The sequence below is a fragment of the Streptomyces sp. NPDC040718 genome, from assembly GCF_055593565.1.
Window position 1 is genome coordinate 78,376 of the sequence record NZ_JBVIXO010000008.1, and the last position, 26,271, is coordinate 104,646.

Consider the following 26,271-nt stretch of genomic DNA (forward strand, 5'->3'; position numbering starts at 1 on the left):
ACAGCCCCGTGCCCGCGCCTCGTGCGCGCGTACGCCGACGCCCCCGCCGGATGGTCCGGCGGGGGCGGCGGTGCGTGTCCTACGCGGGTGCGCCCGAGGTGAAGCGGCGCAGGAGCGGGCTGAGGACGAGGACGGACTTGGTCCGTTCCACGAAGGGCTCGCCCGCGATGCGCTCCAGGACGCGCTCGAAGTGGCGCATGTCGGAGGCGAAGACCTGGACGAGGGCGTCGGCGTCGCCGGTGACGGTCGACGCGGACACCACCTCGGGGTACCGCTCCAGCCCTCGCCGGATGTCGTCCGGCGAGGTGTTGTGGCGACAGTAGATCTCGATGAAGCCCTCGGTCTCCCAGCCCATCGCGGCCGGGTCCACCCGGACGGTGAAGCCGGTGATGGCGCCTTCGGCCCGCAGCCGGTCCACGCGTCGCTTCACGGCCGGGGCCGAGAGCCCTACCTCGGAGCCGATGTCCGCGTAGGAGCGGCGGGCGTCCTCGGCGAGGGCGTGCACGATGCGTTCATCGAGATCGTTCAGTCGCACTGCGGGCGGATCACTTCTCTGCTGTGGCCACTTCTTCCGTGGCCAGTCGGGAGCGGCGGATGCCGTACAGGAAGTAGAACACGAGGCCCACGACCATCCAGCCACCGAAGACCATCCACGTGGCCGTATCGAGGCTGAACATCATGAAGCCGCAGGCGAGGAAGCCGAGGATCGGCGTGACGGGGAAGAGCGCCACCTTGAAGGTGCGCGGCATGTCGGGCCGCTTCACGCGCAGGATGACGACGGCGACGTTGACCAGGCCGAAGGCGAAGAGGGTGCCGATGCTGGTGGCGTCGGCGAGCTTGCCGAGCGGGATGAAGGCCGCGAGGACGCCGCAGAACAGGGAGACGATCACCACGTTGGCGCGGGGGGCGCCGGTCTTCTCGTCGACCTTGGCGAAGACCTTGGGGACGAGGCCGTCGCGGGACATCGCGAAGAGGATGCGGGTCTGGCCGTAGAGGACGGCGAAGACGACGGAGAAGATCGCGACGACGGCGCCTGCGGCGAGGACGACGCCCCAGACGCTGGTGCCGGTGACGTCGGTCATGATCTGGGCGAGCGCGGCTTCGGTGCCCTCGAAGTCCTGCCACGGCATGGCGCCGACGGCGACGAAGGCGACGAGCACGTAGAGGACGGTGACGATGGCCAGCGACAGCATGATCGCGCGCGGCAGGTCCTTCTTCGGGTCCTTGGCCTCCTCGCCGGCGGTGGAGGCGGCGTCGAAGCCGATGTAGGAGAAGAAGAGGGTGGAGGCGCCGGCGGCGATGCCGCTCATGCCGAGCGGGGCGAGCGGGGTGTAGTTGCCGGCCTTGATGCCCAGGACGCCGATGCCGATGAAGAGCAGCAGGGTGACGATCTTCACCGCGACCATGATCGAGTTGACGGTGGCGCTCTCCTTGGCGCCGCGCATCAGGAAGACCATCGAGAGCAGGACGACGACCAGGGCCGGCAGGTTGATGAAGCCGCCCTCGCCCAGCGGTGCGGAGACCGACTCGGGGATGGTGACGCCGATGGTCCCGTCGAGGAACTCGTTGAGGTACTGGCCCCAGCCGACGGCGACGGCCGCGACGGAGACGGCGTACTCCAGGACCAGGCACCAGCCGCAGATCCAGGCTATGAGCTCGCCCATGGTGGCGTACGCGTAGGAGTACGAGGAGCCGGAGACCGGAACGGAGCCGGCCAGCTCGGCGTAGGAGAGGGCCGAGAACAGGGCGGTCAGGCCCGCGAGGACGAAGGAGATCGTCACGGCGGGGCCGGCCTTGGGCGCGGCGGTGCCGAGGACGACGAAGATGCCGGTGCCCAGGGTGGCGCCGATGCTGATCATGGTCAGCTGCCACATGGTGAGCGAGCGGCGCAGCGAGCCGCCCTCGCCCTGCCCGCCCTCGGAGACGAGCCGCTCGACCGGCTTGCGCCGCATCAGCGGGTTCACGGGCTTGCGCGTCTCCTTGGAGAGCGTGGGTGCCTGGCCCTGATCGAGCACGAGGGGACTCCTTTGACACTGCGGATGGGGACGGTTCGGGCGTCGACCGCAGCGGTCCGGAGCAGTTTGCAGACAGGGGTGAGCCCGTCTGGGCATGAGGGGACCGCCGAGCAGGCGGTCCGCGCCACTCCACGTACAGGGGGTGAGCCTACGAGCAGAGTGATACCGCCCGTAATGCACCATCCTTGCACATTGACGGACGATCGTTGCGCGGATCCGCCCGCCGTGGTCGTTTGTTGCGCACGGATGATCGATCGCTGCACGGGGCTCCTCCGGGTGCCTTCATTGACACTTCGTCAGATCTGCCGCACCGTGCCGCCATGGATCCGGCCGGCGCGGTCCGCCGCGGTCGAACCCGGCCCGCGCGGGGTACGGGTCTACGCAGTGGCCCCGGGGTGACGTGGACCCCGCGGGTCGCCGCACCGCCCGGACCGGGGGGACGGGAGCGCGACGCCGCCGACGCACCGCCGGACCGGACCGGCGTGACGTTCCCGTACCCGACGATCGGAGAAGCGGAGTGAGACCACCCCTGGGCCCCGACGGGCACTGGCAGGACCCCGGGCCCTTCCTGCGCGGGGTCGCCTGGCTGGACAAGGGCCGCCCGGTGCGCGCCGACCCGGACGACACCATGCGGCTGCCCTGGGACACCGGCGAGCGGGCCACCCTCCCCATAGGAGTGCGGCTGGAATTCACGACCCGCACCGCGCACGCGGTGGAGATCCGCTACCGGGCCGCCGTGCCCGGCCCCACCGACGCGCTGCGCGACCTCTCGCACGGCTTCGCCCTCTGGAACCGGCACGGGCTGCTCACCGAGGTCTTCACCGAGCCCGCCGCGGAGTCCGTCGTACGCCTGGAGCTGCCGCGGCAGCCCGGCCCCTTCACCCTGCACCCGCCCGAGGGCCAGTCCCCGCTGGTCCTGGGGCTGCGCGGCATCGGCGGCGAGCTCGCCCCCGCCCCCGAGGCCCCCCGCTGGGTGGTGCACGGGGACTCCATCACCGAGGGCTGGTGGTCCACCCGCCCCGCCCACGGCTGGCCCGCCGTCGCCGGCCGGGCCCTGGGCTTCGACACCGTCAACCTCGGCTACGCGGGAGCCGCGCGCGGCGAACTCGCCACCGCCGAGCAGCTCGCCGCGCTCCCGGCGGACGTCCTCACCCTCGCCTTCGGCACCAACTGCTGGTCCCGCGTCCCCTACACCGCCCCGCTGCTGTACGAGACCACGCGCGTGTTCCTCGACCTGGTCCGCCAGGGCCACCCGCGCACCCCCCTGCTGCTCCTGTCCCCCGTGCTGCGCCCGGACGCCGAACGCACCCCCAACCGCCTGGGCGCCACCCTGGGCGCGCTCCGGGACGCGATGGAGCGGGCCGTCCGGGACCGGATCGCCGCCGGGGACGGCCGGCTGGCCCTGCTGCCCGGCCGGGACGTGCTCGGCCCCGAGCACCTCGCGGACGGGCTGCACCCCGACGACGCCGGACACCAGGTCCTCGGCCTCGCTGTGGTCACGGCCCTGAGGCGGGCCGGGTTCGACGGCGGGTGAGTGAAACACGCCATACCGCTCCCGCTGAACAGGGCGCCCCCGCGGCGCCGTGTCCCCCACAAGCAGCCGGGGTCCCGGGGCCGCGCACGACGCGGCGGACCGGCCCCGGACCCGGCGGACACACACGTGGGAGAGAACACCATGGGCATCAAGCGCGGAACCACCCTGGCCGCCGTCGCGGTCGTCGTCACCCTGGCGGCGACCGCCTGCGGGACGAACGTCAAGGGCGGCGCGACCGGTCCGGCCGGGGCCGCGTCCGCCCAGGCTCCCGCCGCCGACCCCTACGCCGACGGGCAGCAGCCCGCACAGCAGGCCGGTGACGCCAAGCCCGCCGGGCAGCTGGCGGTCGCGGCCACCGACCAGCTCGGGCAGGTCCTCACCGACAGCGCCGGCTTCACCCTGTACCGCTTCGACAAGGACACCGCCAAGCCGCCCGCCTCCAACTGCGAGGGCGACTGCGCGAAGGCCTGGCCCGTGGTCGCGGCGGGCGAGGTCACCGCCGCCGCCGGGATGGACCCCGCACTGCTGGGCGAGGTGGTCCGCAAGGACGGCGGCAAGCAGCTGACGGTGGCGGGCTGGCCCGTGTACCGCTTCGCCAAGGACACCAAGGCGGGCGACCTGAACGGGCAGGGCGTCGGCGGCACCTGGTTCGCCTTCGCCCCCGACGGCAAGAAGGCCGCGAAGGGGGCGGCCACCCCCGCTCCCGCCGGGGCCGGCCAGGCCGCGGGCGCGCTGACGGTGGCCAAGGACCCCAAGCTGGGCGACCACATCGTCGACGGCAACGGCATGACGGTCTACCGCTTCAAGCCCGACACCGCCTGGCCCATGGTGTCCAAGTGCACCGGCGACTGCCTGGCCAAGTGGCCCGTGGTGCCGCCGGTCGACAAGGCGAACGCCAAGGGGATCACCGAGAAGAACTACCTGGTCCTGGACCGGCCCGACGGCAAGAAGCAGCAGACGGTGAACTGCTGGCCCGTCTACACCTTCGCCGGCGACAAGAAGCCCGGCGACACCAACGGCCAGGGCGTCGGCGGCACCTGGTACGCCGTCACCCCCGACGGGGCGCTCATCACCGCCCAGTAACCGCCACCCCCAGCCGCGCGGCCCCCGCCTCCCTCCCCCCGGGCGGGGGCCGCGCACCGTTTGCCGCGCCGGAGGCCTTCTCTAGACTCGGCCCCATGCTGCGCGTACTGGCCGTCGACGACGAGAAGCCGCTCCTGGAGGAACTCCTCTACCTGCTGCGCTCCGACCCGCGGGTGCGCAGCGCCGAGGGCGCCTCGGACGCCACGGAGGCGCTGCGCCGGATCACCCGGGCGGTGGAGAGCGGGCCGGACGGGCCCGACGCGATCGACGTGGTCTTCCTGGACATCCAGATGGCCGGGCTGACCGGGCTGGACATCGCCCGGCTGCTGGCCGGGTTCGCCCGGCCGCCGCTGATCGTGTTCGTCACCGCGCACGAGGGCTTCGCCGTGCAGGCCTTCGACCTCAAGGCGGTGGACTACGTGCTCAAGCCCGTGCGGCCGGAGCGGCTGGCCGAGGCCGTCCGGCGGGCCCGCGAGCTGCTGGGCCGGCCCCTGCGGGAGCAGGGGCCGGAACAGGACCCGGAGCCCGGCCGGGCGGCCGTCCCGGAGCCCCGGCGGCCGGACGCCGAGGTGTCCGCCGCCGAGCGGGCTCCCGAGCAGATCGCCGTCGAGCTGGGCGGGGTCACCCGGTTCGTGGCGATCGCGGACATCGCGTACGTGGAGGCGCAGGGGGACTACGCGCGGCTGCACACCGACGGGGGCAGCCACCTGGTGCGGATCCCGCTGTCCACGCTGGAGGAGCGCTGGGCGGCCCGCGGCTTCGTCCGGATCCACCGCAGGCACCTGGTGGCGCTGGGCCGGATCGACGAGCTCCGGCTGGACGCGGGCACCACCAGCGTCCGCGTCGGCCCGGCCGAACTCCAGGTCAGCCGCCGCCACGCGCGCCAGCTCCGGGACCTGCTGATGCGGCAGGCCACCGGCTGACCCGCGCCCGCGGGCGGACCGGCGCACGACCGCCCGGCGTACCAGGGTGCCGTTCGTCGCGCGGGGACGGGCGTACGGCGATCCGCCGGGCCCGTCGGCCGCAGGGGGCTCCGCCGCGGCCCGTCGCCGGGACCACGCGCGCATATCGTGGACCATCCGGCCCGGGAGGAGCGATATGTCCGAGATCCAGGCGCTGTTGGACGCGCTGAACGGACTGCCCCGTACCCGGCCCTCGGGGCCCGCCGAGGCCGAGGAGCTGCTGGCCCGGCTGCGCAGCGCGGCCGCCCGCTGGGCCGATGTGCTGTACGAGGCCCGGGAGGGCACCCGGTTCCTGCTGCCGCCGCGCGCGGAGGCGGCCCTGACGCTCGCGTTCCGGCGCGCGGAGGAGTCGTACGTGGAACTGGAGATCGCCCTGCGCGACTGCGCGGAGCACCGCGACCCGGCGGTGTGATCCAGGGGCCGGAACGGGCCTGTTGTCCCGCCGGAGGCGCTGCGTAGACTCCCCGGGATCCCCGCCCCCGTCGAAGGACCCTCCGGTGAACCAGACGTACGCGCTGACCGCGGTCACCGTCGTCGTCCTGGTGACGGTGCTGGTCGGCGCGCTGGGGCTGCGGATATCCCGGACCACCTCCGACTTCTACGTGGCCTCGCGGACCGTCGGCCCCCGGCTGAACGCGGCGGCCATCAGCGGGGAGTACCTCTCCGCCGCCTCCTTCCTGGGCGTCGCCGGGCTGGTGCTGCTCCAGGGGCCGGAGATGCTCTGGTACCCCGTCGGCTACACGGCCGGGTACCTGGTGCTGCTGGTGCTGGTCGCGGCGCCGCTGCGGCGCTCGGGCGCGTACACCCTGCCGGACTTCGCGGAGGCCCGGCTCCAGTCGCCGGCCGTGCGGCGGATCGCGGTGGTGTTCGTGCTCGGGGTGGGCTGGCTGTACCTGCTGCCGCAGCTCCAGGGGGCGGGGCTGACCCTGACCGTGCTGACGGGGGCCCCGCACTGGGCGGGCGGGGTGGTCGTCGCCTTCGTGGTCACGGCGGCCGTCGCGGCGGGCGGGATGCGCAGCATCACCTTCGTGCAGGCCTTCCAGTACTGGCTCAAGCTCTGCGCCCTGCTGGTGCCCGCCTTCTTCCTGCTGGCCGCGTGGGCCGGGGACGGGGCGCCGCGCGCCTCCTTCGACGCGCCGGCGGTCTTCCGCGAGCACACCGCCGTCACCCTGGGCCAGGACGTGCGGCTGTCGCTGGACGAGCCGCTCACCGTGACGGTGACGGGCCGGGTGGACGGGCTCGACCACGCGGACGCCCCGCTGACCCTGGCGGCCGGCCGGCACACGGTACGGGCGCACACCCGGCTGGAGTTCGCTCCCGGGACCGCCGTCCCGGAGACCGCGGCCCGGGCGGGCTCGGCGCCCGACTCGCCCGGCTGGGCGAGGCCGCTGTCGGCCGGCGACCGCGAGCACCGGCTGTACGCCACGTACGGGCTGATCCTGGCCACCTTCCTCGGCACGATGGGGCTGCCGCACGTCGCGGTGCGCTTCTACACCAGCCCCGACGGCCGGGCCGCCCGGCGGACCACCCTGGTGGTGCTCGGGCTGCTCGGGGTGTTCTACCTGCTGCCGCAGGTGTACGGGGCGCTGGGCCGGATCTACGCGCCGGAGCTGGCGCTGACCGGGGACGCGGACGCGGCGGTGCTGGTGCTGCCGGAGCGGATGCTGGGCGGGCTGCTCGGGGACCTGCTGGGGGCGCTGCTGGCCGGGGGCGCGTTCGCGGCGTTCCTGTCGACGGCCTCGGGGCTGACGATGGCGGTGGCCGGGGTGCTGCACCAGGACGTGCTGCCGCGGCGCGGGGTGGGGAGCTTCCGCCTGGCGGTGGTGGTGGCGATGGCCGTGCCGCTGGCGGGCGGGGCGGTGGGCACGCGGGTGCCGGTCGCGGACGCGGTCGGGCTGGCCTTCGCGGTGTCGGCGTCCTCGTTCTGCCCGCTGCTGGTGCTCGGGATCTGGTGGCGGGGCCTGACCCCGCCGGGTGCGGTGGCCGGGCTGCTCACGGGCGGCGGGGCGGCGCTGGGCGCGGTGCTGGCGACGCGGGGCGGGGTGGCGCCGAGGGGGTGGGCGCACGCGCTGCTGGCCTGGCCGGCGGTGTGGTCGGTGCCGCTGGGGTTCCTGACGATGGTGCTGGTGTCACTGGCCACCCGGTCCCGGGTCCCGGCGGGGACGGCGGCGGCGCTGGCACGGCTGCACCTGCCCGAGGGCGTGGCCGGGGAGCGGGCGGCGGGGGGCGCCTGGTGACCGGGGCGGTGCTCGGGGTGCTGGCGGCGGCGGGGGCGGTGCTGCTGCCGGCGCTGGGCTGGGCCGGGGGGCGGTGGCAGGCCCTGCGCGGTGAGCGGACGGCGGGGCTGGACCTGGGCACCCCGGTCGAGCGGGCCACGTTCCACACGCTGCACACCGCTTCGCTGGCCGCTCCCCCGCTGCGGGCGGGCCTGACCGAGGACGCCGCCCGCAAGGCGGCGCGGCGGCTGCGGTCGCTGCTGGGCACGGAGGCGCTGTGCCTGACGGACCGGGAGGCAGTGCTGGCCTGGGACGGCCCGGGCGCCGACCACCACCAGCGGCGGGCGATGGCCCGGGTGGCCCAGATGCTGGAGTCGGGGCGCAGCCAGAGCCTGCGGACGGACTGCCAGCGGCCGGAGTGCCCGCTGAAGTGGGCGGTGTTCGCGCCGCTGACGGGTGAGGACGGGGTGCTGGGGGCACTGGTCGCGTACGGGTCGCGGGAGTCGGCGGTGCTGGTGCGGGCCGCGACGGAGGTGGCGCGGTGGGTCTCCGTGCAGCTGGAGCTGTCGGAGCTGGACCGGGCGCGGACGCGGCTGATGGAGGCGGAGATCAAGGCGCTGCGGGCGCAGATCTCCCCGCACTTCATCTTCAACTCCCTCGCGGCGATCGCCTCGTTCGTGCGGACGGATCCGGAGCGGGCGCGGGAGCTGCTGCTGGAGTTCGCGGAGTTCACGCGCTACTCCTTCCGCCGGCACGGGGAGTTCACCACGCTGGCCGAGGAGCTGCGGTCGATCGAGCAGTACCTGGCGCTGGCCGGGGCCCGGTTCGGGGACCGGCTGAAGGTGACGTTGCAGGTGGCGCCCGAGGTGCTGCCGGTGGCGCTGCCGTTCCTGTGTCTGCAGCCGCTGGTGGAGAACGCGGTCAAGCACGGGGTGGAGGACTCCACGGAGGAGTGCCGGATCACGATCGCGGCGCGGGACGCCGGTGCGGAGGCGGTGCTGACCATCGAGGACAACGGCGTGGGGATGGATCCGGAGCGGCTGCGGCGGATCCTGGCCGGAGAGCGGGCGGGGTCCGCGTCGGGGATCGGGCTGCCGAACGTCGACGAGCGGATGCGGCAGGTGTACGGGGACGCGTACGGGCTCGTCGTGGAGACGGGTCTCGGAGCGGGCACGAAGGTCACGGTCCGGATCCCCAAGTACCGTGCGGGAGTGCACACCTCGGGCCCGGGGGCGGGCCGGCCGGGCCCGCCGCCCGCGTAGGCCCCGCGTAGGCCGGGAACGCCCGTGGCCCCGCCCCTGCCGGAAGGGCGGGGGCGGGGCCACGGGGACGGCCGACTAGCTCCAGCTGGCGTGCAGCGGCTTGCCCTCGGCGTAGCCGGCGGCGGACTGGATGCCGACGACGGCCTTCTCCTCGAACTCGGCCAGCGAGCCGGCACCGGCGTAGGTGCAGGAGGAGCGGACGCCCGCGATGATCGAGTCGATCAGGTCCTCGACGCCCGGGCGGGCCGGGTCGAGGAACATCCGCGAGGTGGAGATGCCCTCCTCGAACAGACCCTTGCGGGCGCGGTCGTAGGCGGACTCCTCCGAGGTGCGGTTGCGCACGGCGCGCGCGGAGGCCATGCCGAAGGACTCCTTGTACAGGCGGCCGTCGGCCGCCTGCTGGAGGTCGCCCGGGGACTCGTACGTACCGGCGAACCAGGAGCCGATCATGACGTTGGAGGCGCCGGCGGCCAGCGCCATCGCCACGTCGCGCGGGTGGCGGACGCCGCCGTCGGCCCAGACGTGCTTGCCGTACTTCTTGGCCTCGGCCGCGCACTCCAGCACCGCGGAGAACTGCGGGCGGCCCACGCCGGTCATCATGCGGGTGGTGCACATGGCGCCGGGGCCCACACCGACCTTGATGATGTCGGCACCGGCGTCGATGAGGTCCTTGACGCCCTCGGCGGCGACGATGTTGCCGGCGACGATCGGGACCCGCGGGTCCAGGGCGCGGACGGCCTTGATCGCGTTGATCATCGACTCCTGGTGGCCGTGGGCCGTGTCGATGACGATGGTGTCCACGCCGGCGTCGAGGAGCTGCTTGGCCTTGCCGACGAAGTCGCCGTTGATGCCGACGGCGGCGGCGATGCGCAGCTTGCCGTTGGCGTCGGTGGCGGGGGTGTACAGGGTCGCGCGCAGGGCGCCCTTGCGGGTCAGGATGCCGACCAGCCTGCCGTCCTTGTCGACGGCCGGGGCCAGCTTGCGGTGGCCCGCGTCGAGCTGGTTGAAGGCGTCGCGGGGGTCGATGTCGGCGTCGATGAGCAGGAGCTCCTTCGACATGACCTCGGAGAGCTGGGTGAAGCGGTCCACGCCGGTGAGGTCGTGGTCGGTGACCACGCCGACGGGGCGGTTGTCCGCGTCGACGACCACGCCGGCGCCGTGGGCGCGCTTGGGCAGCAGCGACAGCGCGTCGGCGACGGTCTGGGTGGGCGCCAGCGTGATCGGGGTGTCGAGCACGAGGTGGCGGGTCTTGACCCAGGAGATGACGTCGGTGACGACCTCGATCGGGATGTCCTGGGGGATGACGACGATTCCACCGCGGCGGGCGACGGTCTCGGCCATCCGGCGGCCCGCGATGGCGGTCATGTTCGCCACCACGAGCGGAATGGTGGTGCCGGTGCCGTCGGGCGAAGAGAGGTCCACGCCCTGGCGGGAGCCGACCGCGGAGCGGCTCGGCACCATGAACACATCGTCGTACGTCAGGTCGTACGGCGGCTTCAGGTCATTGAGGAAACGCACGTGCTGAACATCCCAGTCGATCGAAGGATCTTTCTACGGCCTCGACGGGGCAGCCAGCCGAGGAAACGCACGTACTTCATTCTCCCACGACCTGGCGTTCACGCCGCCCCGGCCGATCGTCCAGGACATTCCGGGCCGCATGGTCCTTTCCTACGGGACCTTGGTCCCGCGGGGCCGGCGGGGGCCGGTGGATCGGGGTCCGGCCGCCGGTCAGCGGGGTCGCGGGGGCCGCGTTGCGGGCGGCGGTGAACTCGGCGGCGATAGCGAGGGCGGTCTCCTCGGGAGTGCGGCCGCCCAGGTCCAGGCCGATGGGCGATCTGAGCCGGGCCAGCTCGGCCTCGGTCACCCCCTCGGCACGCAGCCGGGCCGCCCGGTCCTCGTGGGTGCGGCGCGAGCCCATGGCGCCGACGTAGGCCAGCGGCAGCCGCAGTGCCCGGGTGAGGACGGGTACGTCGAACCTGGCGTCGTGGGTCAGTACGCATACCGCCGTACGGGTGTCCAGGCGCCCGGCGGCGGCCTCCGCGGCCAGGTGCCGGTGCGGCCAGTCGACGACCACCTCGTCGGCGCCGGGGAAGCGGTCCGGGGTCGCGAAGACGCCCCGGGCGTCGCAGACGGTGACCCGGTGCCCGAGGAAGGCTCCGATCCGGGCCAGGGCGGCGGCGAAGTCGACGGCCCCGTAGACGATCAGCCGGGGCGGCTCGGCGGCGGATTCCACCAGCAGGGTGAGCGGGTCGCCGCAGAGCCCGCCGGCGGTGCCCAGCTCGGCGGTGCCGGTCCGCCCGGCCAGCAGCAGGGCCCGGACCCGGTCGGCGGCGGCCCGGTCCAGGGCGGCGCCGCCGCCGAGGCCGCCCTCCCAGGAGCCGTCGGCGTGGACGGCCAGGGCCCGCCCGAGCCGGCCGGGCGGGCCGGATACCACCCGGGCCAGGGCGGCGCGGGCCCCGCCCGCGGCGGCGTCCAGCACCGCCCCGAGCACGGGCCGCACGGGGTCCCCGCCGCGTACCGGGGTGACCAGCACGTCCAGGGTCCCGCCGCAGGTCAGCCCCACCGCGAAGGCGTCGTCGTCGCCGTGGCCGAAGCGGTGTACGCCGCCGGCCCCGGTGGCGATGGCCTCCAGGCACAGCTCGTGCACGGCGGATTCCACGCAGCCACCGGAGAGGGAGCCGAGCGCGGTGCCCCCGGCGTCCACCGCCAGCGAGGCCCCGGGTCCTCGGGGCGCGCTGCCGCTGACGGCGACGACGGTGGCCAGGGCGAACTCCCGTTGCTCGGCGTACCAGGCCCGCAACCCGGCGGTGATGTCGAGCATCAGGGGATGCAGGCGCGGCGCGCCGACTGTCCGGGGATCAGCGGCCGGGGCGGCAGTACGGCCGGCGGCCGGGCGGAGCCGGGGCCCTGGTAGCGGGCGGGGGTGCCGCGGGGCACCGGGTCGGGGGTCCGCCCGCCGGTGCCGAGGAGCCTGGCCGCGTGGGCCACGCTGGCGAGGGTGGCGTGGTGGTGCCAGCCGCGGAAGGAGCGGCCCTCGAAGTCGCGGATGCCGACCGGTTCGCAGGTCTCGGTGAAGTCCAGCGCGACCCGGTCGGTGAGCTTGGCCAGCAGGAAGAGCTGGGCGAGCGGCCGGTCGCCGATGTTGGTGATCCAGAACTCGGAGGGCAGCAGGGAGGTTTCGGTCCAGGCGCCCATCAGCAGAAGCGGGGTGGGCGGCGCGGGCGCGGGGCGTTCCTCGCCGGGGGTGGCGAGTATGGCGGCCGAGGTCAGCAGGGTCACCGCTCCCTCGGTGCGGCCGTGCCGGGTCCATTCGACGACCCGCCGCTGGGAGCGCAGCGAGTCGATCAGTTCGCGGGCGGGCGCGGTGTACGGCCCGGGTTTGTGGCGGCCGGTGCCGCCGAAGGAGACGGGCAGGGAGCCGTCGACCTTGAGGACGAAGGGGATGTCCTGGAGGGCGAAGGCCTCGATGGTCTGCGGGAGGTCGGTGTTGGAGACCTCCATCACGACCGGGCGGCGCTGGAGCTGCCAGGTCGCGGCCATGCGCTGTACGGCGTGCACGGCGTCCTGCGCGGGGGTGAGGGACCGTGCGGTGTCGGGGATTCCGGCCCGCCTGCGGCGCAGCAGTTCGCTGGTCCACGGGGCGGGGAGGGTGAGCGTCCATTCGACGGGGAAGCCGGCCTCGCTGGAGGCGAGCCAGATTCCGGAGGCCTGCTGACAGTTGGCGGTGCGGCCGAGCTGGGGTACGAACTGCCTGCCGACGCCCACGGAGCGGTCGCCGGCCTTCTCGATGACCATGGGCTGCACCACCCAGGCCAGCGGGCGCTGTGCGGTGCGTTCGAGGTGCTGGGCGAGGGACCGGCGTACGGGGGTCCAGTCCCAGGGCGATTTACTGATGAACTGCTGGAGGCTCTGCTCGACGGAACTCGCCCCAGTTCCGGCGATGTTTCGGATTGTTTTCTTCCCGGTAGTGCGGACGAGCCCGTTCAGATAAACGCGGGCCCAGTTTCGCTGGTCCCGCCTGGGTAAGGACTCGAAGAAAAGCGAGATCAATACGTCGATCAATTCGGAGATATCCCTGGTGGAATCCTCCGGCAGCACTGCGCGAACCATCTTGGCCTCCCCCGCGACCAGACTAGATCCTTGACCCTACTGGACCGCGGAGAACGGCCGTAGGGCCCGGCGGCTACTTCCTGAGGTCGCTGGCAGATTCGAGCCGCTCTTCCTCTACCACGAGCGGGATCGGGATTTGGTTCGCCGCGTAGTAGAGCGCGATCAGGAAGTGTGCGACGAGAGTGAGAGGTGCCGAGAAGAAGGACAGAACCACGGTCAAGGGGTAGGCGACCGCACCGAGCCCGAATCGGACGCGAGTGGCCCGGGCCCCGTCCTTGTCCACCGTTTCGTGGAAGAGGTGCCCGACCTTGGTGACGTACCACCAGAAGGCCAGGAAGGCGAGAGCGTACACGACGGTCCACGAGCTGTAGAGGATTGCGGCCACATTGGCCGATTCCCCGTCCGTGAGGTGCTCGGCGAGCACGTTGGTGGTGTACGGAATCACCGACACCACCATCAGCACCAGGAGATTCAGGAACAACAGCGGCCGGTCGACCCGCTTGAGGTGACTGAAGATCGTGTGGTGGTTCACCCACATGACGCCGATGATGAGGAAACTCACGAGATAGGCCGCGTAGTGCGGCCATTGCTCCCAGAGTCCGTGCCACAGCTCCGACCCCTGCTCCTCCGGAACCTTTAACTCCAGCACCAGAATGGTGATCACGATGGCGAATACGCCGTCGCTGAACGCCTCCACCCGGTTGGTTTCCTGCTCCATGTCCTCCCCTTCGCGGAAGTCATTCACGTGAGCGGGGAGGGCGTGGTCCCCGCCCTCCCCGCTCACGCTACCCAGGAAAGGGCGGTCAGCCGCCGAAGCCGGCCGTCTGGCGCCAGATCCGGCCATCGCGGACGACGAGCGTCCCGAACGCGTGCTCCGGCTCGCCGTTCAGGTTCATGATCGCCCGGTAGAAGATGGTGTCCTCGGTCTCGATGTACTCCTGCAGTTCGACCAGCGTGGGCTTCACCGTGAGATAGCCGGTGAACGTCTCGCGAACGGCGTCGATGCCCACCGAGACGCCCTCGAAGCGCAGCAGCACGGCGTCGTCGGTGTAGTTCTTCATCACCGCCTCGATGTCCAGGGCGGCCAGCGCCTCCATCTGGCGGACGAAGACCGGGTGCAGCTTGGCGATGTCGTACTTGGCCATGTTCGACTCCTTTTCAGGGTGTGGAAGTTGACTCGCCGGGCGGTTCGGCGCAGGCGGCGGCCCCGGTGAGCGGCAACCGGACGACCATCCGGGTCTCTCCCGGCTTCGAGCGGGCCGTGATCGACCCGCGGTGTCGCTGGGTCACGATGCGGTAGCTCAGGTGCAGGCCGAGGCCCGTGCCCTTGCCGACGTCCTTGGTGGTGTAGAAGGGCTCGAAGATCCGCGGCAGGGAGTCCGCGGGGATCCCGCGGCCGGTGTCCGTGATCTCCACGACCAGGCAGACGCCCTCCGCGCGGACCCGCAGGGTGAGGGTGCCCGAGCCCTCCATGGCCTCGGCCGCGTTGTCGACCAGGTTGGTCCACACCTGGTTCAGCTCGCTCGGGTAGCCGTCCAGTTCGGGCAGCCCGGGCTCGTACTCGCGGACGATGGTGATGCCCGGCAGCTTGGAGCGCAGCACGATCAGGGTGTTCTCCAGCCCGTCGGGCACGGAGAACCGCTGTTCGGGGGCCCGGTCGAGGTTGGCGTAGTCCCGGGTGGCCGAGACCAGCTGGGAGATCCTGGGCCCGGCCGCGCGCAGTTCGGCGGCCAGCGAACGGGCCTCCAGCAGCGCCGCCAGGTGGTCGAGGGCGGCGGGCAGGGCGGCCTCGCCGACCCCCTCCAGCCGCTCCAGCAGCCAGCCGAGTTCCAGCCCGAGGTCGGCGGCGCCGGAGCCGAGCAGCCCGGGGCGTTCGGCACCGGCCTCCTCGGCCCAGTCGGCGATCTCCTCCTCGGCGTCCGCCTGGGCGAACGGGTCGGTGGTGTCCGGGGGCGGGAGCTTGTCCAGCTCCTCGGCGAGCCGGTCCAGTACGGGGCGCTCCGCGCCCGAGGCGGCCGCGCCCCACGCGCAGGCGGTGGCGGTGAGCCGGTCCAGGGCCGGCGCCAGCTCCTGCGCGGCGCGGGCGACCGCCGCGGCCGGGTTGTTCAGCTCGTGCGCCAGGCCGGCGGCCAGGGTGCCGAGTGCCTCGACGGTGGCCCGTTTGCGGGCCTGGACCTCGGAGGACTTGATCCGCCAGGCCAGTACCGGGATCAGGACCGCGGCCACCCCGTGGCAGCGGGTCAGCATCTCGAAGAACACCGGCTTCGGATAGGCGACGACGGTGGTCGCCGGCCCGCTCGCGGACGCGGTGGCCACGTAGGAGCCGTCCGTCAGCAGGGGCAGCTCCCCGGTGAAGCGGTGCGCGGCGGAGGGCTTGCCGTCGTGCTCCTCCGCGGCCGCGCCCTCCTCCTCGGTGGAGTGCCGGGTGAGGACCTCCTCCCGGCCGTCGACGACCTTGGTGACGACGAGGCCGCCGGAGAGCAGGACGTGGAAGCCGGTGGCCTCCTCCCCGTCGCGGAAGAGGACCTCCCCGTCGGCGAGGACGCGCGGATCGGACACGGAGGCCAGCCAGTCCAGCTGGTCCTCGGTGATCTGCGCGAAGATCTCCAGTCCGCGCAGGGCGGTACGCAGTTCTCCGGTGTTCACTCGGTGCTCCCCTCGGCCCTGGTGCGCGCGGCCAGCCGCAGGGTCGTCAGCAGGGCCAGCGCGCACACCCCGGCGACGGCCGCCATGAAGCCGACCGAGGTGCGCTGTAGCCCGTGGATGTTGGTCAGGAGTCCGGCGAGGACCGCCGGGACGCTCATGGCGAGGTACGCGAAGACGTAGACCGCGGCGGTGAGTTCGCCGCGGTGCGCCGGGTCGGCGAGCGAGCTGAGGGCGCGGAAGGAGCCGAGGAAGGCGGCGCCCCAGCCGCTGCCCAGGACGGCGGTGGCGGCGAGGAACACGGCCGCCGAGCCGGTGCCCAGCGAGAGCAGCACCAGGGCGAGCCCGGCGAGCAGCCCGAGCAGGCCGAGGACGGCGGTGCGCAGCGCCTCGGTGCGGCCGAGCAGCAGCTGGGCGGTGGTGGCGGCGCCGGCGAGCAGGGCCACCGTGGCCCCGCCCAGCAGGTAGTTGGTGCTGCGGAACAGGGCGAGGGCCAGGTGCGGCCCGAGCGAGAGGTAGAAGCCGCCGACGGTCCAGACGGCGACCACGGTCAGCACGAGCACGGCGAACTTCCGCCGCACGTCCGCGGGTACCCGGATCCGGTGGGGCACCACCCGCAGCCGGCCGTCCGCCCCGGGGGCGCTCTCGGCCATCCGGGCCACCCCGACGAGGGTGAGCGCGAAGGCCCCGGCCAACAGGAGGTAGCTCAGTACGGTCGGCGCGGGCGCGTACTGGACGAGCAGTCCCGCCCCGAGCCCGCCCAGGCCGATGCCCACGGTGGGCCCGGCGCTGTTGACCTGGGCGCCCAGCGCGGGCCGCGAGCGCGGGCTCAGCTCCAGGAGGGCGGCGCCCATCGCCCCGGTGGCCAGGCCCACCGCCAGCCCCTGTACGGCGCGGGCGGCGAGCAGCAGGCCGAGCCCCCGGGCTCCGGCGAACAGGCCCATGGAGACGATCGCGAGGACCAGGGCGGCGGCCAGGACGGGCCGCCGGCCCAGGGTATCCGAGAGGGATCCGAACAGCAGCAGGCCGGCGAGCACGGTGACGGCGTACACGGCGAAGACCACCGTGACCACGCCGGAGGACAGTCCCCATTCCTGCTGGTAGAGCACGTACAGCGCCGAGGGCACGGAGGAGGAGAGCATCAGCAGGACGAGGACCGCGCCCACCACCCGGAAGCCGGAGGCCCTCGCCGTGCGGGCGGTGCCCCCGCTCGTTCCGTCTCCCGTGCCCCTCGTCTCGGTCGGTCCGGCCACTCTGGTCAACTCCCCTCCCCCGGGCCGCCCTCGCGGGCGGTCAGGCGGTGATCAGGGCCGCCCGGGCCAGCGCGCGGGCGGTGAGTACGCCCGCGAGGTGGCCCAGGTATTCGGCCGAGGTGCCTCGCCCGGGGACGAACAGCTCCCGGGGCTCGGCTCGGAAGGCCGCGAGCACCGCCTCCGTCGTGTACGGGCCCCCGCGCAGCCGGTCCTCGACCCCGCGCAGGCGCAGGGCGCGCGGCGTGGCTCCGGTGACCGCGATCCGCGGCCCGTCCGGGGTGATCCGTACGGCGGCGGCGCACAGCGGGTAGCGGGTGGCCCGGTCGGCGGCCTTCTCGAAGGCGGCGGCCGGGCCGGCGGCGGGCACCAGCAGGGCGGTGACCACCGATCCGGCGGGCACTCCCGAGGCGGCGAGCCGTTCGGCGCCCGTCGTGGTGCGCCCGCCGGGTCCGGCGAGCTCCACCCGGGCGTCGGCGGCCAGCGCCGCCACGGGCAGGTCGGTGGCGCGCCCGGCGGCGGCCAGGTTCCCGCCGGCGGTGCCGAGGTTGCGGACCTGGGGGTCGCCGTTGGCGCGGGCCGCGGCGGCCAGCTCCGGTGCCCCTTCGAGCACCAGCGGGTGCGCGGCGAGTTCGGCGAGGGTGGTCAGGGCCCCGATGCGCAGGGCTCCGCCGCTGCGGGCGGTGCCGCGCAGCTCCTCCAGGTGCCGTACGTCGACCAGCAGCCGGGCCCGCTCCGCGCCGGTGCGCAGCCCGGGCAGCAGGCTCTGCCCGCCGGCCAGCACGCGGGCGCCGGGGGTGGCGAGCAGCGTCAGGGCCTCGTCGAGGGTGGCGGGCCGGGCGTAGTCGAAGTCGGTGAGGATCACGGGGCTTCCCCTCTCAGGCGGCGCCAGACCTTCTCGGGGGTGAGCGGCATGTCGATGTGCCGTACGCCGAGGTCGGACAGGGCGTCCACGACGGCGTTGACGACGGCGGCGGCGGGCGGCACGGTGGCGATCTCCCCGGCGCCCTTGGCGCCGAGCGGGTTGTGCGGGGAGGGCGTGACGGTCTTGTCCAGGGTGAAGAAGGGCGCGTCGGCGGCGCGGGGCAGGGCGTAGTTCTCCAGGTCGGAGGTGATCAGGACGCCGTTCTCGTCGTACTCGGCGGCTTCCATGAGGGCCTGGCCCAGGCCGTGGACGATGCTGCCCTCGATCTGGCCGAGGACCACCTTCGGGTTGCCGATGTGCCCGGCGTCGTCGACGGCGGTGTAGTCCACCACCTCGGTCTCGCCGGTGAGTTCGTCGACCTCGACGACGGCGATGTGCGTGCCGAAGGGGTAGTTGAAGTCCGGCGGGTCGAAGTGGGTGGTCTCGTCGAGGGCCGGCTCGATCTCCGGGGGCAGCCCCCAGCCGTACCACATGGCCATGGCCAGTTCGGCGAAGGTCTTGGCGTTGTCCGGGTTGCCGGCCTCGTGGACGCCGCCGTTCTCGTAGACGACCCGGTCCTCGGGCACGTTCAGGAAGACGGCTCCGGCCCGGACCAGTTTGGCCTTGATCTTGCGGGCGGTGAGGGCGACGGCGGGCCCGGCCATGCTGTAGGAGCGGGAGCCGTAGGTGCCCTGCCCGTAGGGGGCCTTGAGGGTGTCGCCCTCGTGCACCTGGACCTGGCCGGGGTCGATGCCGAGCTCGTCGGCGGCGACCTGCGCGAAGACGGTGCCGTGGCTCTGGCCGGTGGAGGCGGAGCCGACGGTGACGGTGACCTCGCCGGTGGGGTGGACGCGGATGTTGGCGCTCTCCCAGGTGCCGCCGAGCATGCCCTCCTTGGACATGCGGGTGGAGGGGCCGACGCCGCAGACGGCCACGTAGGTGGCGATGCCGACGCCGAGGCGCTTGCCGCGGGCGCGGGCGGCGGCCTTGCGGGCGGGCATCGCGTCGTAGCCGGCGAGTTCGACCGCCCGGTCGAAGTTCAGCCGGTAGTCCCCGGAATCGTAGGTCCAGCCGAGGCCGTTGTCGTACGGGAACTTCTCCTTGGGCACCAGGTTCCGGCGGCGGACCTCCGCCGGGTCCATGCCGATCTCGGCGGCGTACCGGTCGACGAGCCGTTCCATCAGGAAGGCGGCCTCGGCGCGCCCGCTGCCGCGCTGGGCGCCGAGCGGGACGGTGTTGGTGAAGGCGGCGTACACCTCGCAGAAGGCGGCGGGGATGTCGTACATGCCGCTGATGGAGCGTCCCATCAGGGCGGTGGCGACTCCGGGGCCGATGGTGGAGGGGTAGGCGCCGAGGTTGGCGTAGCTGGTGCAGCGCACGGCGGTGATGCGGCCGGCTCGGGTGCCGGCGAGGGTGACGTGCTGGCGGTGGTCGCGGCCCTGGACGGTGGAGTTCATCAGGCCGGTGCGGGTGTCGACCCATTTGACCGGGCGGCCGCCGAGGGCCTTGGACAGGAGCAGGACCAGCGCCATGTCGGAGTAGAGGTAGCCCTTGGTGCCGAAGCTGCCGCCGACGGTCGGGGCGATCACCCGGAGTTTGTTGAAGGGGATGCCGAGGACCAGCGCGGCGAGCAGGAAGCGGTGGTTGTGCGGGCCCTGGGTGGAGGCGTGGAGGGTGTACTCGCCGGTGGCCGGGTCGTACGCGCCGACGGCTCCGCGCGGCTCGATGGGGCTGTTGATGGTGCGCTGGTTGACCAGGTCCAGCTCGACGGTGACCTCGGCGGCCGCGATGGCCGCGTCGGTGCGCTCCTGGTCCCCGCAGGTCCAGTACGCGTTCAGGTTGCCCGGGACGGCCTCGTGGAGCTGGGGCGCGCCTTCGGCGAGGGCGTGGTCGGCGCGGGTGACCACGGGCAGCGGCTCGTACTCGACGGAGATCGCGGCGAGCGCGGCGGCGGCCTGGCGCGGGGTCTCGGCGACGACGGCGGCGATCGGGTCGCCGACGTGGCGGACGGTGTCGCCGGTGAGCACCGGGCGGGCGCCGGGGAGGCCGTAGGGGTGGGGCGGGAAGTGGCTCTCGACCCCGCCGGGTATCCAGATGCAGGGCAGCGGCATCACGTCGGGGAAGTCGGCGGCCGTGGCCACCTTCAGTACGCCCGGGAGCTGCTCGGCGGCCTTGGTCTCGATGGACAGGATCCTGGCGTGGGCGACGGGGCTGCCCAGGATGGCCATGTGGGCGGTGCCGGGCAGGTCGATGTCGGCGACGTACACGGCTTCGCCGCGCAGCAGGCCGGGGTCCTCGCGGCTGTCCAGGGGCCGGCCGAGGACGCCGTCCCGTGCCTGTGCTTCCCGTTCCGGCTGGACGGTGGTCATCGCGGTCACCGCCCCTCGGGTTCGGCGGGGGCGCAGGCGCGCTGCACTCCGCGGACCACGCTGTGGTAGCCGGTGCAGCGGCACAGGTTGCCGGTGAGCCATTCGCGGATCTCGGGCTCGGTGGGGGGCGGTCCGCCCGAGGTGTTGTCGACGAGCTCGCCGAGGGCCATCACCATGCCGGGGGTGCAGAAGCCGCACTGGGTGCCGTGCTCCTGGCGCAGTGCCTCCTGGAGGCCGGTCAGCTCCCCGCCGGGGGTGGTGACGCCCTCGATGGTGGTGACCTCGGAGCCCGCGGCGGAGGCGGTGAGGATCAGGCAGCTCTTGACGGACCTGCCGTCGAGGCGGACCACGCAGGTCCCGCACTGGCCGGTGTCGCAGCCCACCTTGGTGCCGGTGAGCCCGAGTCCGTCGCGGAGCCGTTCCACGAGGAGTTCGCTCGGCGGGGCCGCGAACTCCTCGGGTCTTCCGTTCACGTGCAGGGTGAGTTCGATGCGCGTCAGATCCATGCGAGCGCCTGCGCTTCCGTGAGCGACCGGTTGAAGAGGGGACCGCCGGGCTGCTGGAGAATTCCTCCCGAGTGCAGCGGGCCGGTGTCGACGGGGGCGTATCCGAGGTCGGTGATGATTCCGGCGACGATTTCCTTCGCCTTCGTGTCGTCGCCCGCCGTGTAATGGGCGAGGCGCTGCGATGCCGTGCGGCCGGAGGCGGTGCCGGCGACGGCGAGGGTTTCGAAATGCATGGTGTTCAGGGATTTCACGACCCGGGCGCCGGGGTACCACTCGGCGACGAGTTCGCTGGAGCCGCGCTCGCCGAGGTCGGCGGGGGTGCCGGGGCCGCTGAACGCGTTGGTGGCGTCCACCAGCACCTTGTCCTGGACGACGTGCGGGGGCAGCAGCCCGCGGACGCCGGCGAAGGGCACCATCAGCACCAGCAGGTCGGCCTCGCCCGCCGCCTCGACGGGGTGTGCCGCCGCCGCGGCGGGGCCGAGTTCGGCCAGGAGCGGGGCGAGCGTGCCCGGCCCGGTGGCGTTGGCGAGGACGACCGGATGGCCGGCCGCCACCAGGATCCTCGCGAGGGTCGAGCCGATCCGGCCGGTGCCGATGATGCCTGTCCGCATGAGTGGCTCCTCGATGGTGTGGTGTCAGTCCATGCCGATCCAGACCGACTTGGTCTGGGTGTAGCTCTCAAGGGATTCGGGTCCGCACTCGCGCCCGTAGCCGGAGGCCTTGTAGCCGCCGTAGGGCACGGAGGGGTCGTACTGGTTGTAGCAATTGACCCAGACCGTCCCGGCCTTGATCTGGGAGGCGACCCGGTGGGCCCGCCGCAGGTCCTTGGTGTGGACGCCGGCGGCGAGGCCGTACGCGCTGTCGTTGGCGATGCGTACGGCGTCCTCCTCGGTGTCGAAGGGGATGACCGACAGGACGGGTCCGAAGATCTCCTCCTGGGCGATCCGCATGCCGTTGTCGACGCCGGTGAAGACGGTGGGCAGGAAGTACAGGCCCTGGCTGGAGGCCCCTTCGGGGGTCCAGCCGGTGCCTCCGGTGCGCAGCAGGGCGCCTTCCTTCTCGCCGACCTCGATGTAGGAGCTGACCTTGTCGAACTGGGCGCGGTGGGCGAGCGGCCCGAAGAGGGTCTCGGGGTCCCGGGGGTCCCCGGGCTTGAGGGCGGCGGCCCGGCGGACCAGGCGTTCGACCATCTCGTCGTGGACGGGGCGCTGCAGCAGGAGCCGGGAGCCGGCGGTGCAGATCTCGCCCTTGTTGTAGTAGATGCCGAAGAAGGCGAGTTCCTCGGCGGCGTCGAGGTCGGCGTCGGCGAAGACGATGTTGGCGGACTTGCCGCCGAGTTCCATCGTGACCTTCTTCAGGGTGCCGGCGGACTTGCGGATGATCGACTGGCCGACCGCGGTGGAGCCGGTGAAGGCGATCTTGTCGATGTCCGGGTGGCCTGTGAGGGTCTCCCCCAGTTCCACGCCGGGACCGGTGACGACGTTGAGGACGCCGTCGGGGATCTCCGCCTCCTGGAAGAGCTCGGCGATCTTCAGCGCGGTGAGCGGGGTGGCCGGGGAGGGCTTGTGGACGACCGTGTTCCCGGCCGCGAGGGCCGGGGCGATCTTGGTCATCGACAGCAGGAGCGGGAAGTTGAAGGGGGTGATGGCGCACACCACGCCGAGGGGTTCGCGCAGGGTGTAGGCGAGCTGTCCGCCGGCGGGGGCCCTGGAGGAGCCGTCGACCCGGGTGACCGCGCCGGCGTAGTAGTGCATCAGCTGGGCGGCCATGGGGGCGTCGACGGTGCTGGAGAAGGCGAACGGCTTGCCCATGTCCACCGTTTCCAGCAGGGCTATCTCCTCCAGGTCCCGTTCGATCAGCTCGCCGACGCGGTTCAGCCGCAGCGCGCGCTCCTGGGCGGACAGCCGGCTCCACGGCCCTTCCTCGTACGCCGCGCGGGCGGCCGCGACGGCGGCGTCCGCGTCGGTCGCGGCGGCCTGGGCCACCGGCACGATCTCCTGGCCGTCGATCGGGCTGATGTCCGGCTCCGTACGGCCGTCCCGGGCGGGGACCCATCGGCCGCCGATGAACAGCTTCCCGGGGTTGGCCAGGGGGTGGTCGCTGAGCACGCGCTTGGTCATGGCTGCACCTTCCGGTGTCGCGGGGGCTAGCCGTCGCCGAGCTGCCGTAGGAAGGTCTCGGCGAGGGCCTTGGAGGAGTAGGGGTTCTGACCGGTCGTGAGCCTGCGGTCCACGACGACGTGCGAGTCCCAGATCGCGTCGGCCTTCTCGTAGCGGGCGCCCAGTCTGGTCAGCTCGGCTTCGAGGATGAGCGGGAGCCGGCCGGCCATGTTGGTGACCAGTTCCTCTGCATGCGAGAAGGCGGTCATCCGGTATCCCTCGAAGGGCCAGCGGCCCTCGCCGTCCCGCAGGGACAGCAGTGCGGTGTGGCCGTGGCAGACGGTGGCGAGCGGCTTGTCCTGGCCGATGGCCCAGCGCAGCAGCTGCGCCAGCTCGTCGGACTTGGGCAGGTCGCCGATGGCTCCGTGGCCGCCGCTGACGTAGATGCCGTCGTACTCGGCGATGTCCTTCTCTTCGAGGGATTCCACCGCGAGGGGCTGTTTCAGCTGGGGGGTCTGTTCGATGACGCGGACGTACTCGGCCGCGTTGGCCGTGTCCTGGTCCGGGGAGCCCTCGGGGCGGACCCACCGCAGGAAGTCGGGGTCGATGCTGGTCCGGTCGACCGTGGGGACCTCGCCCCCGATCGTCGCCACGTCGACGGTGTGGCCGGCTGCTCGGAAGAGGGTATAGGGAACGGCGAATTCCTCGGCCCAGAATCCCGAGGGGTGCTGTTCCCCGTCCAGCAGATGGAGGGTGGCCTTTGCCGTCAAGACGACGAGAATCCTCATGATTCTCTCCTTGTTCTGGATCGCTGCCGATTCAACACGCCCCTTCGCGAGGGGCGTAAGGGGGCGGCGTCAGGCCCGCGATACTTCGTCACGTGCGTCCAACGCCGTGAGGATCGTGCGGAATTCACCGACCAGGGGGTGGCCGGGAAGGGCTTCCGCGAATATGCGCTCTCCGTAGAGGGCCGCCATTTCCGGAACGTACGGGAGAATTCCGGCCAGGGGGGCGCCGTATACCTCCTCGGCCCTGCGGGCCACCGCCTCCCGGTCGACGCCCTCGGGTGCCATGCTCAGCACCAGGGCCCGCCGGCAGGCCAGCCGCCCGGCCAGGGCGATGGTCTCCTCCGCTCCGGAGAGGTCGACCCGGTCGGCCCTCGCCATGATCAGCACGATGTCGGCGCTGCCCATGGCGGTCACCGACTCGTTGTTGAGCCCGGCGTGCGTGTCGAGCAGCAGGACGTCGAGCACGTGGCTCCGCGCCAGCCGGTCGAAGCCCTCCGGGAGCAGTCCCACGTCGTACCCGGTGGTCATCAGCTCCCGCAGGGCCGCCGTCCCGGTCCGGGCCGGTACGACGTACAGCCCGGGCACGGCGGTGGTCCGGGCCGCGGTCTCGATCTCGCAGCGGCCGAGGAGGTAGTCGGCCAGCGAGCCGGTGCCGGGCCCGAGCCGGAACAGCAGGTCCAGGGTGGGCGACTGGAGGTCCGTGTCGACCACCCCCACCCGGCGCCCCTCGGCCGCCAGCAGCAGCGCGAGGTTCGCCAGCACCGAGGACTTCCCGGTGCCGCCGCGGTGCGAGTGCACCACGATGGTCCGGGTCATCAGGCCACCACCCGGTAGCCGGTGTCGTCCGCGTGCGGCCCCCGCGCCGTACGCGGCCGGTGCACGGCCAGCATGGTGACGTCGTCGTGCTGTTCGGCGGTGCCGGTGTGCTCGCGCACCGCCCGGTCCATCAGGTCGACCGCGTCCCGGCCGCTCGCAGGGGGGCCCGCGAGCAGTTCCAGCATCCTCTCGTCACCGAGGAAGCTGCCGTCGGGACAGCGGGCCTCGGGCACTCCGTCGGTGAACACGAAGAGGGTGTCGCCGGGGTTCAGCTGGGCGTAGCCGAGGGTGTAGACGCAGTCGGGGAGCACCCCGACCGCCGGCCCCGTGACCTCCAGGGCCCGGGGTACGGAGCCGTCGCCGGAGAGCAGCAGGGGCGGGTTGTGGCCGCCGTTGATGTAGACGAGGCTGCCGGTCCGCGGGTCAAGGACGCCGAAGAACAGGGTGGCGAAGTAGCCCTGCCTCAGATGGTTCCGGGTGAGGTAGCCGTTGGTGGCGGTGACCGCGTCGAGCAGCGGGGTGGCCCCGACGACCGGGGTGCGGCGGCTGCCGCCGGTGCGGCCGGCGGCCATCAGGTGCTGGAGCCCGCTGTTCTCGGCGGTGTGGCGGAGCAGGGAGCGGATGAGGGCCATGAACAGGGCCGCGCCGACGCCCTTGTCGCAGACGTCGGCGACGACCACCGCGAGGCGCCGGCCCCGGGAGATCTCGAAGACGTCGTAGAAGTCCCCGGCGACCTGCCGGGCGGGCCGGAAGCGCACGTCGATCTCCCAGCCGTCGGGGACGGGCAGCGCCTCGGGCAGGAAGCCGGCCTGGATCTCGCGGCCGATCTCCAGCTCCTTCTCGTAGCCCATGAGTTCGGCGCGGGCGTCGGCCTCGCGCAGGGTGCGTCCGAGTCCGGCACGTTCGGTGCAGCTGTGCAGCCGGGCTCCGACCAGGGCGGGCAGGAAGGGCGGGACGAGGTAGTCGTGGCCGAGGCGGACGTGCCGCTCCAGGGCGGCGAACTCCCGGACGGTCCAGACGACGACGATGGGCGCGCCGGCCCAGCGCCGCAGCCGGCGCACGGCGCTGCGCACGGTCTCCCCGTCGGCTTCGGCGGGGGCGAGCAGTACGTCCGCGACGGGCAGCAGTTCGAGGCGGCCGCGCAGCAGTTCCCCCAGGGTGCGGGGGACGAGTTCGGCGTCCATCAGCCGCAGCGCGTCCAGCAGTTCGACGGGCGGCGGCGGGTACACGTCCAGGATGATCACGGTCGTGGAGGGCATGCGTCCGTCCCCTCATCGGCCTTCACGGTCAGCGTGCTGACGTTCCGGCCGTCCCTGCGGGCATAGGCGTACGAGTCCACGCTGGTCAGGGCCAGGTGGATGCCGAGACCGCCGACCCTGCGCCGTTCCGGGGGGATCCCGGGGGCGGGGGGCAGGCGGCCGGCGACGGGATCGAACGCGGGGGCGGTGTCCTCGATGACGATCCGCACCCCGTCGGGCCCGGAGCGGCCGCGGACGGTGATCCGTCCGCTGCCGCCCCGGTACCCGTGCATCACGATGTTGGTGGCCAGCTCGTCCACGGCCAGCCGGATCCGGTACGTGGCCCCCTTGCCGAGGCCCGCCCGGCCGGCCAGCCGCAGGACGAACGCGGCGATCTCGCCCAGTGCCCCCACCGTCGCGGGCACGTCCAGTACGGCGGGCTTCCTCGCCAGTTCCACCATCTCAGTCACCGTTCC

The 26,271-nt window shown here is 73.1% G+C and carries 24 protein-coding genes; 6 read left to right on the forward strand and 18 right to left on the reverse strand.

The window, feature by feature from the left end; translation table 11 throughout:
* Positions 1-79 precede the first annotated feature (79 nt).
* The gene (locus ACZ597_RS21015) at positions 80-535 is read right to left on the reverse strand and encodes an Lrp/AsnC family transcriptional regulator (protein WP_007262967.1); all 456 of its coding nucleotides are present in this window, start codon (positions 533-535) and stop codon (positions 80-82) included.
* Positions 536-545: 10 nt separating this feature from the next.
* On the reverse strand, positions 546-2,015 hold the full coding sequence (locus ACZ597_RS21020) for an amino acid permease (protein WP_471332211.1): 1,470 nt from the start codon (positions 2,013-2,015) through the stop codon (positions 546-548).
* Between the two features lie 517 nt (positions 2,016-2,532).
* On the opposite strand from ACZ597_RS21020, the gene ACZ597_RS21025 reads away from it, so the two are divergent.
* The 6 genes from ACZ597_RS21025 (at position 2,533) to ACZ597_RS21050 (ending at position 9,072) form a co-directional block, all read left to right on the forward strand.
* On the forward strand, positions 2,533-3,549 hold the full coding sequence (locus ACZ597_RS21025; RefSeq protein ID WP_471332213.1) for a GDSL-type esterase/lipase family protein: 1,017 nt from the start codon (positions 2,533-2,535) through the stop codon (positions 3,547-3,549).
* Between the two features lie 141 nt (positions 3,550-3,690).
* Positions 3,691-4,632 (forward strand): SCO0930 family lipoprotein, encoded by a 942-nt coding sequence (locus tag ACZ597_RS21030; protein ID WP_471332728.1) that lies wholly within the window; start codon positions 3,691-3,693, stop codon positions 4,630-4,632.
* A gap of 95 nt (positions 4,633-4,727) precedes the next feature.
* Positions 4,728-5,555 carry a LytR/AlgR family response regulator transcription factor gene (locus ACZ597_RS21035; RefSeq protein WP_471332216.1) on the forward strand — a complete coding sequence of 276 codons (828 nt, stop codon included), beginning with the start codon at positions 4,728-4,730 and terminating at the stop codon, positions 5,553-5,555.
* A 175-nt stretch (positions 5,556-5,730) separates the two neighbouring features.
* Positions 5,731-6,006 (forward strand): hypothetical protein, encoded by a 276-nt coding sequence (locus tag ACZ597_RS21040; protein ID WP_471332219.1) that lies wholly within the window; start codon positions 5,731-5,733, stop codon positions 6,004-6,006.
* An 85-nt stretch (positions 6,007-6,091) separates the two neighbouring features.
* The gene (locus tag ACZ597_RS21045) at positions 6,092-7,831 is read left to right on the forward strand and encodes a sodium/solute symporter (RefSeq protein ID WP_471332221.1); all 1,740 of its coding nucleotides are present in this window, start codon (positions 6,092-6,094) and stop codon (positions 7,829-7,831) included.
* The gene (locus ACZ597_RS21050) at positions 7,828-9,072 is read left to right on the forward strand and encodes a sensor histidine kinase (protein ID WP_471332224.1); all 1,245 of its coding nucleotides are present in this window, start codon (positions 7,828-7,830) and stop codon (positions 9,070-9,072) included. The genes ACZ597_RS21045 and ACZ597_RS21050 overlap by 4 nt, the downstream gene beginning before the upstream one ends.
* Positions 9,073-9,147: 75 nt before the next feature.
* On the opposite strand, the gene ACZ597_RS21055 is transcribed toward ACZ597_RS21050, so the two are convergent.
* The 16 genes from ACZ597_RS21055 to ACZ597_RS21130 form a co-directional block, all read right to left on the reverse strand.
* Positions 9,148-10,590, reverse strand: a complete 1,443-nt coding sequence (locus tag ACZ597_RS21055; protein WP_471332227.1) for a GuaB1 family IMP dehydrogenase-related protein — start codon at positions 10,588-10,590, stop codon at positions 9,148-9,150.
* Positions 10,591-10,666: 76 nt separating this feature from the next.
* A complete protein-coding gene (locus ACZ597_RS21060; RefSeq protein ID WP_471332229.1) occupies positions 10,667-11,893 on the reverse strand; it encodes an XdhC family protein in 1,227 nt (408 codons plus the stop codon).
* Complete coding sequence (locus tag ACZ597_RS21065) at positions 11,893-13,182, reverse strand: IS701 family transposase (protein WP_471332231.1); 1,290 nt, start codon at positions 13,180-13,182, stop codon at positions 11,893-11,895. The genes ACZ597_RS21060 and ACZ597_RS21065 overlap by 1 nt, the downstream gene beginning before the upstream one ends.
* 73 nt (positions 13,183-13,255) lie before the next feature.
* On the reverse strand, positions 13,256-13,900 hold the full coding sequence (locus ACZ597_RS21070) for a TMEM175 family protein (RefSeq protein ID WP_471332234.1): 645 nt from the start codon (positions 13,898-13,900) through the stop codon (positions 13,256-13,258).
* A gap of 85 nt (positions 13,901-13,985) precedes the next feature.
* Positions 13,986-14,327 (reverse strand): nuclear transport factor 2 family protein, encoded by a 342-nt coding sequence (locus tag ACZ597_RS21075; RefSeq protein WP_471332237.1) that lies wholly within the window; start codon positions 14,325-14,327, stop codon positions 13,986-13,988.
* Between the two features lie 13 nt (positions 14,328-14,340).
* Positions 14,341-15,828: an ATP-binding protein gene (locus ACZ597_RS21080; protein WP_471332240.1), complete on the reverse strand. Its 1,488-nt coding sequence runs from the start codon at positions 15,826-15,828 to the stop codon at positions 14,341-14,343.
* The gene (locus ACZ597_RS21085; RefSeq protein WP_471332242.1) at positions 15,825-17,078 is read right to left on the reverse strand and encodes an MFS transporter; all 1,254 of its coding nucleotides are present in this window, start codon (positions 17,076-17,078) and stop codon (positions 15,825-15,827) included. The genes ACZ597_RS21080 and ACZ597_RS21085 overlap by 4 nt, the downstream gene beginning before the upstream one ends.
* A gap of 40 nt (positions 17,079-17,118) precedes the next feature.
* Positions 17,119-17,940 (reverse strand): FAD binding domain-containing protein, encoded by an 822-nt coding sequence (locus tag ACZ597_RS21090; RefSeq protein ID WP_471332245.1) that lies wholly within the window; start codon positions 17,938-17,940, stop codon positions 17,119-17,121.
* Entirely contained in the window at positions 17,937-20,348 is a 2,412-nt protein-coding gene (locus ACZ597_RS21095; RefSeq protein WP_471332248.1) for a xanthine dehydrogenase family protein molybdopterin-binding subunit, read from the reverse strand. Before ACZ597_RS21095 ends, ACZ597_RS21090 begins: the two co-directional genes overlap by 4 nt.
* Before the next feature lie 5 nt (positions 20,349-20,353).
* On the reverse strand, positions 20,354-20,854 hold the full coding sequence (locus tag ACZ597_RS21100) for a (2Fe-2S)-binding protein (RefSeq protein WP_471332251.1): 501 nt from the start codon (positions 20,852-20,854) through the stop codon (positions 20,354-20,356).
* Positions 20,845-21,465, reverse strand: coding sequence for an NADPH-dependent F420 reductase (locus tag ACZ597_RS21105; protein WP_471332254.1), 621 nt, complete (start codon positions 21,463-21,465; stop codon positions 20,845-20,847). The genes ACZ597_RS21100 and ACZ597_RS21105 overlap by 10 nt, the downstream gene beginning before the upstream one ends.
* Positions 21,466-21,489: 24 nt before the next feature.
* Complete coding sequence (locus tag ACZ597_RS21110) at positions 21,490-22,974, reverse strand: aldehyde dehydrogenase family protein (RefSeq protein WP_471332257.1); 1,485 nt, start codon at positions 22,972-22,974, stop codon at positions 21,490-21,492.
* A gap of 26 nt (positions 22,975-23,000) precedes the next feature.
* Positions 23,001-23,741: a type 1 glutamine amidotransferase domain-containing protein gene (locus ACZ597_RS21115; RefSeq protein WP_471332260.1), complete on the reverse strand. Its 741-nt coding sequence runs from the start codon at positions 23,739-23,741 to the stop codon at positions 23,001-23,003.
* 69 nt (positions 23,742-23,810) lie between these two features.
* On the reverse strand, positions 23,811-24,557 hold the full coding sequence (locus ACZ597_RS21120; RefSeq protein ID WP_471332263.1) for a MinD/ParA family ATP-binding protein: 747 nt from the start codon (positions 24,555-24,557) through the stop codon (positions 23,811-23,813).
* Positions 24,557-25,816: a PP2C family protein-serine/threonine phosphatase gene (locus tag ACZ597_RS21125; RefSeq protein ID WP_471332266.1), complete on the reverse strand. Its 1,260-nt coding sequence runs from the start codon at positions 25,814-25,816 to the stop codon at positions 24,557-24,559. The genes ACZ597_RS21120 and ACZ597_RS21125 overlap by 1 nt, the downstream gene beginning before the upstream one ends.
* Positions 25,798-26,256, reverse strand: coding sequence for an ATP-binding protein (locus tag ACZ597_RS21130; RefSeq protein ID WP_471332731.1), 459 nt, complete (start codon positions 26,254-26,256; stop codon positions 25,798-25,800). The genes ACZ597_RS21125 and ACZ597_RS21130 overlap by 19 nt, the downstream gene beginning before the upstream one ends.
* Positions 26,257-26,271: the final 15 nt, after the last annotated feature.

Coding starts and splice junctions, on each gene's coding strand:
- ACZ597_RS21030 (WP_471332728.1), top strand. CDS start 3,691: ATGGGCATCAAGCGCGGAACCACCCTGGCCGCCGTCGCGGTCGTCGTC.
- ACZ597_RS21035 (WP_471332216.1), top strand. CDS start 4,728: ATGCTGCGCGTACTGGCCGTCGACGACGAGAAGCCGCTCCTGGAGGAA.
- ACZ597_RS21040 (WP_471332219.1), top strand. CDS start 5,731: ATGTCCGAGATCCAGGCGCTGTTGGACGCGCTGAACGGACTGCCCCGT.
- ACZ597_RS21060 (WP_471332229.1), bottom strand. CDS start 11,893: ATGCTCGACATCACCGCCGGGTTGCGGGCCTGGTACGCCGAGCAACGG.
- ACZ597_RS21065 (WP_471332231.1), bottom strand. CDS start 13,182: ATGGTTCGCGCAGTGCTGCCGGAGGATTCCACCAGGGATATCTCCGAA.
- ACZ597_RS21070 (WP_471332234.1), bottom strand. CDS start 13,900: ATGGAGCAGGAAACCAACCGGGTGGAGGCGTTCAGCGACGGCGTATTC.
- ACZ597_RS21075 (WP_471332237.1), bottom strand. CDS start 14,327: ATGGCCAAGTACGACATCGCCAAGCTGCACCCGGTCTTCGTCCGCCAG.
- ACZ597_RS21095 (WP_471332248.1), bottom strand. CDS start 20,348: ATGACCACCGTCCAGCCGGAACGGGAAGCACAGGCACGGGACGGCGTC.
- ACZ597_RS21100 (WP_471332251.1), bottom strand. CDS start 20,854: ATGGATCTGACGCGCATCGAACTCACCCTGCACGTGAACGGAAGACCC.
- ACZ597_RS21105 (WP_471332254.1), bottom strand. CDS start 21,465: ATGCGGACAGGCATCATCGGCACCGGCCGGATCGGCTCGACCCTCGCG.
- ACZ597_RS21110 (WP_471332257.1), bottom strand. CDS start 22,974: ATGACCAAGCGCGTGCTCAGCGACCACCCCCTGGCCAACCCCGGGAAG.
- ACZ597_RS21115 (WP_471332260.1), bottom strand. CDS start 23,741: ATGAGGATTCTCGTCGTCTTGACGGCAAAGGCCACCCTCCATCTGCTG.
- ACZ597_RS21120 (WP_471332263.1), bottom strand. CDS start 24,557: ATGACCCGGACCATCGTGGTGCACTCGCACCGCGGCGGCACCGGGAAG.
- ACZ597_RS21125 (WP_471332266.1), bottom strand. CDS start 25,816: ATGCCCTCCACGACCGTGATCATCCTGGACGTGTACCCGCCGCCGCCC.
- ACZ597_RS21130 (WP_471332731.1), bottom strand. CDS start 26,256: ATGGTGGAACTGGCGAGGAAGCCCGCCGTACTGGACGTGCCCGCGACG.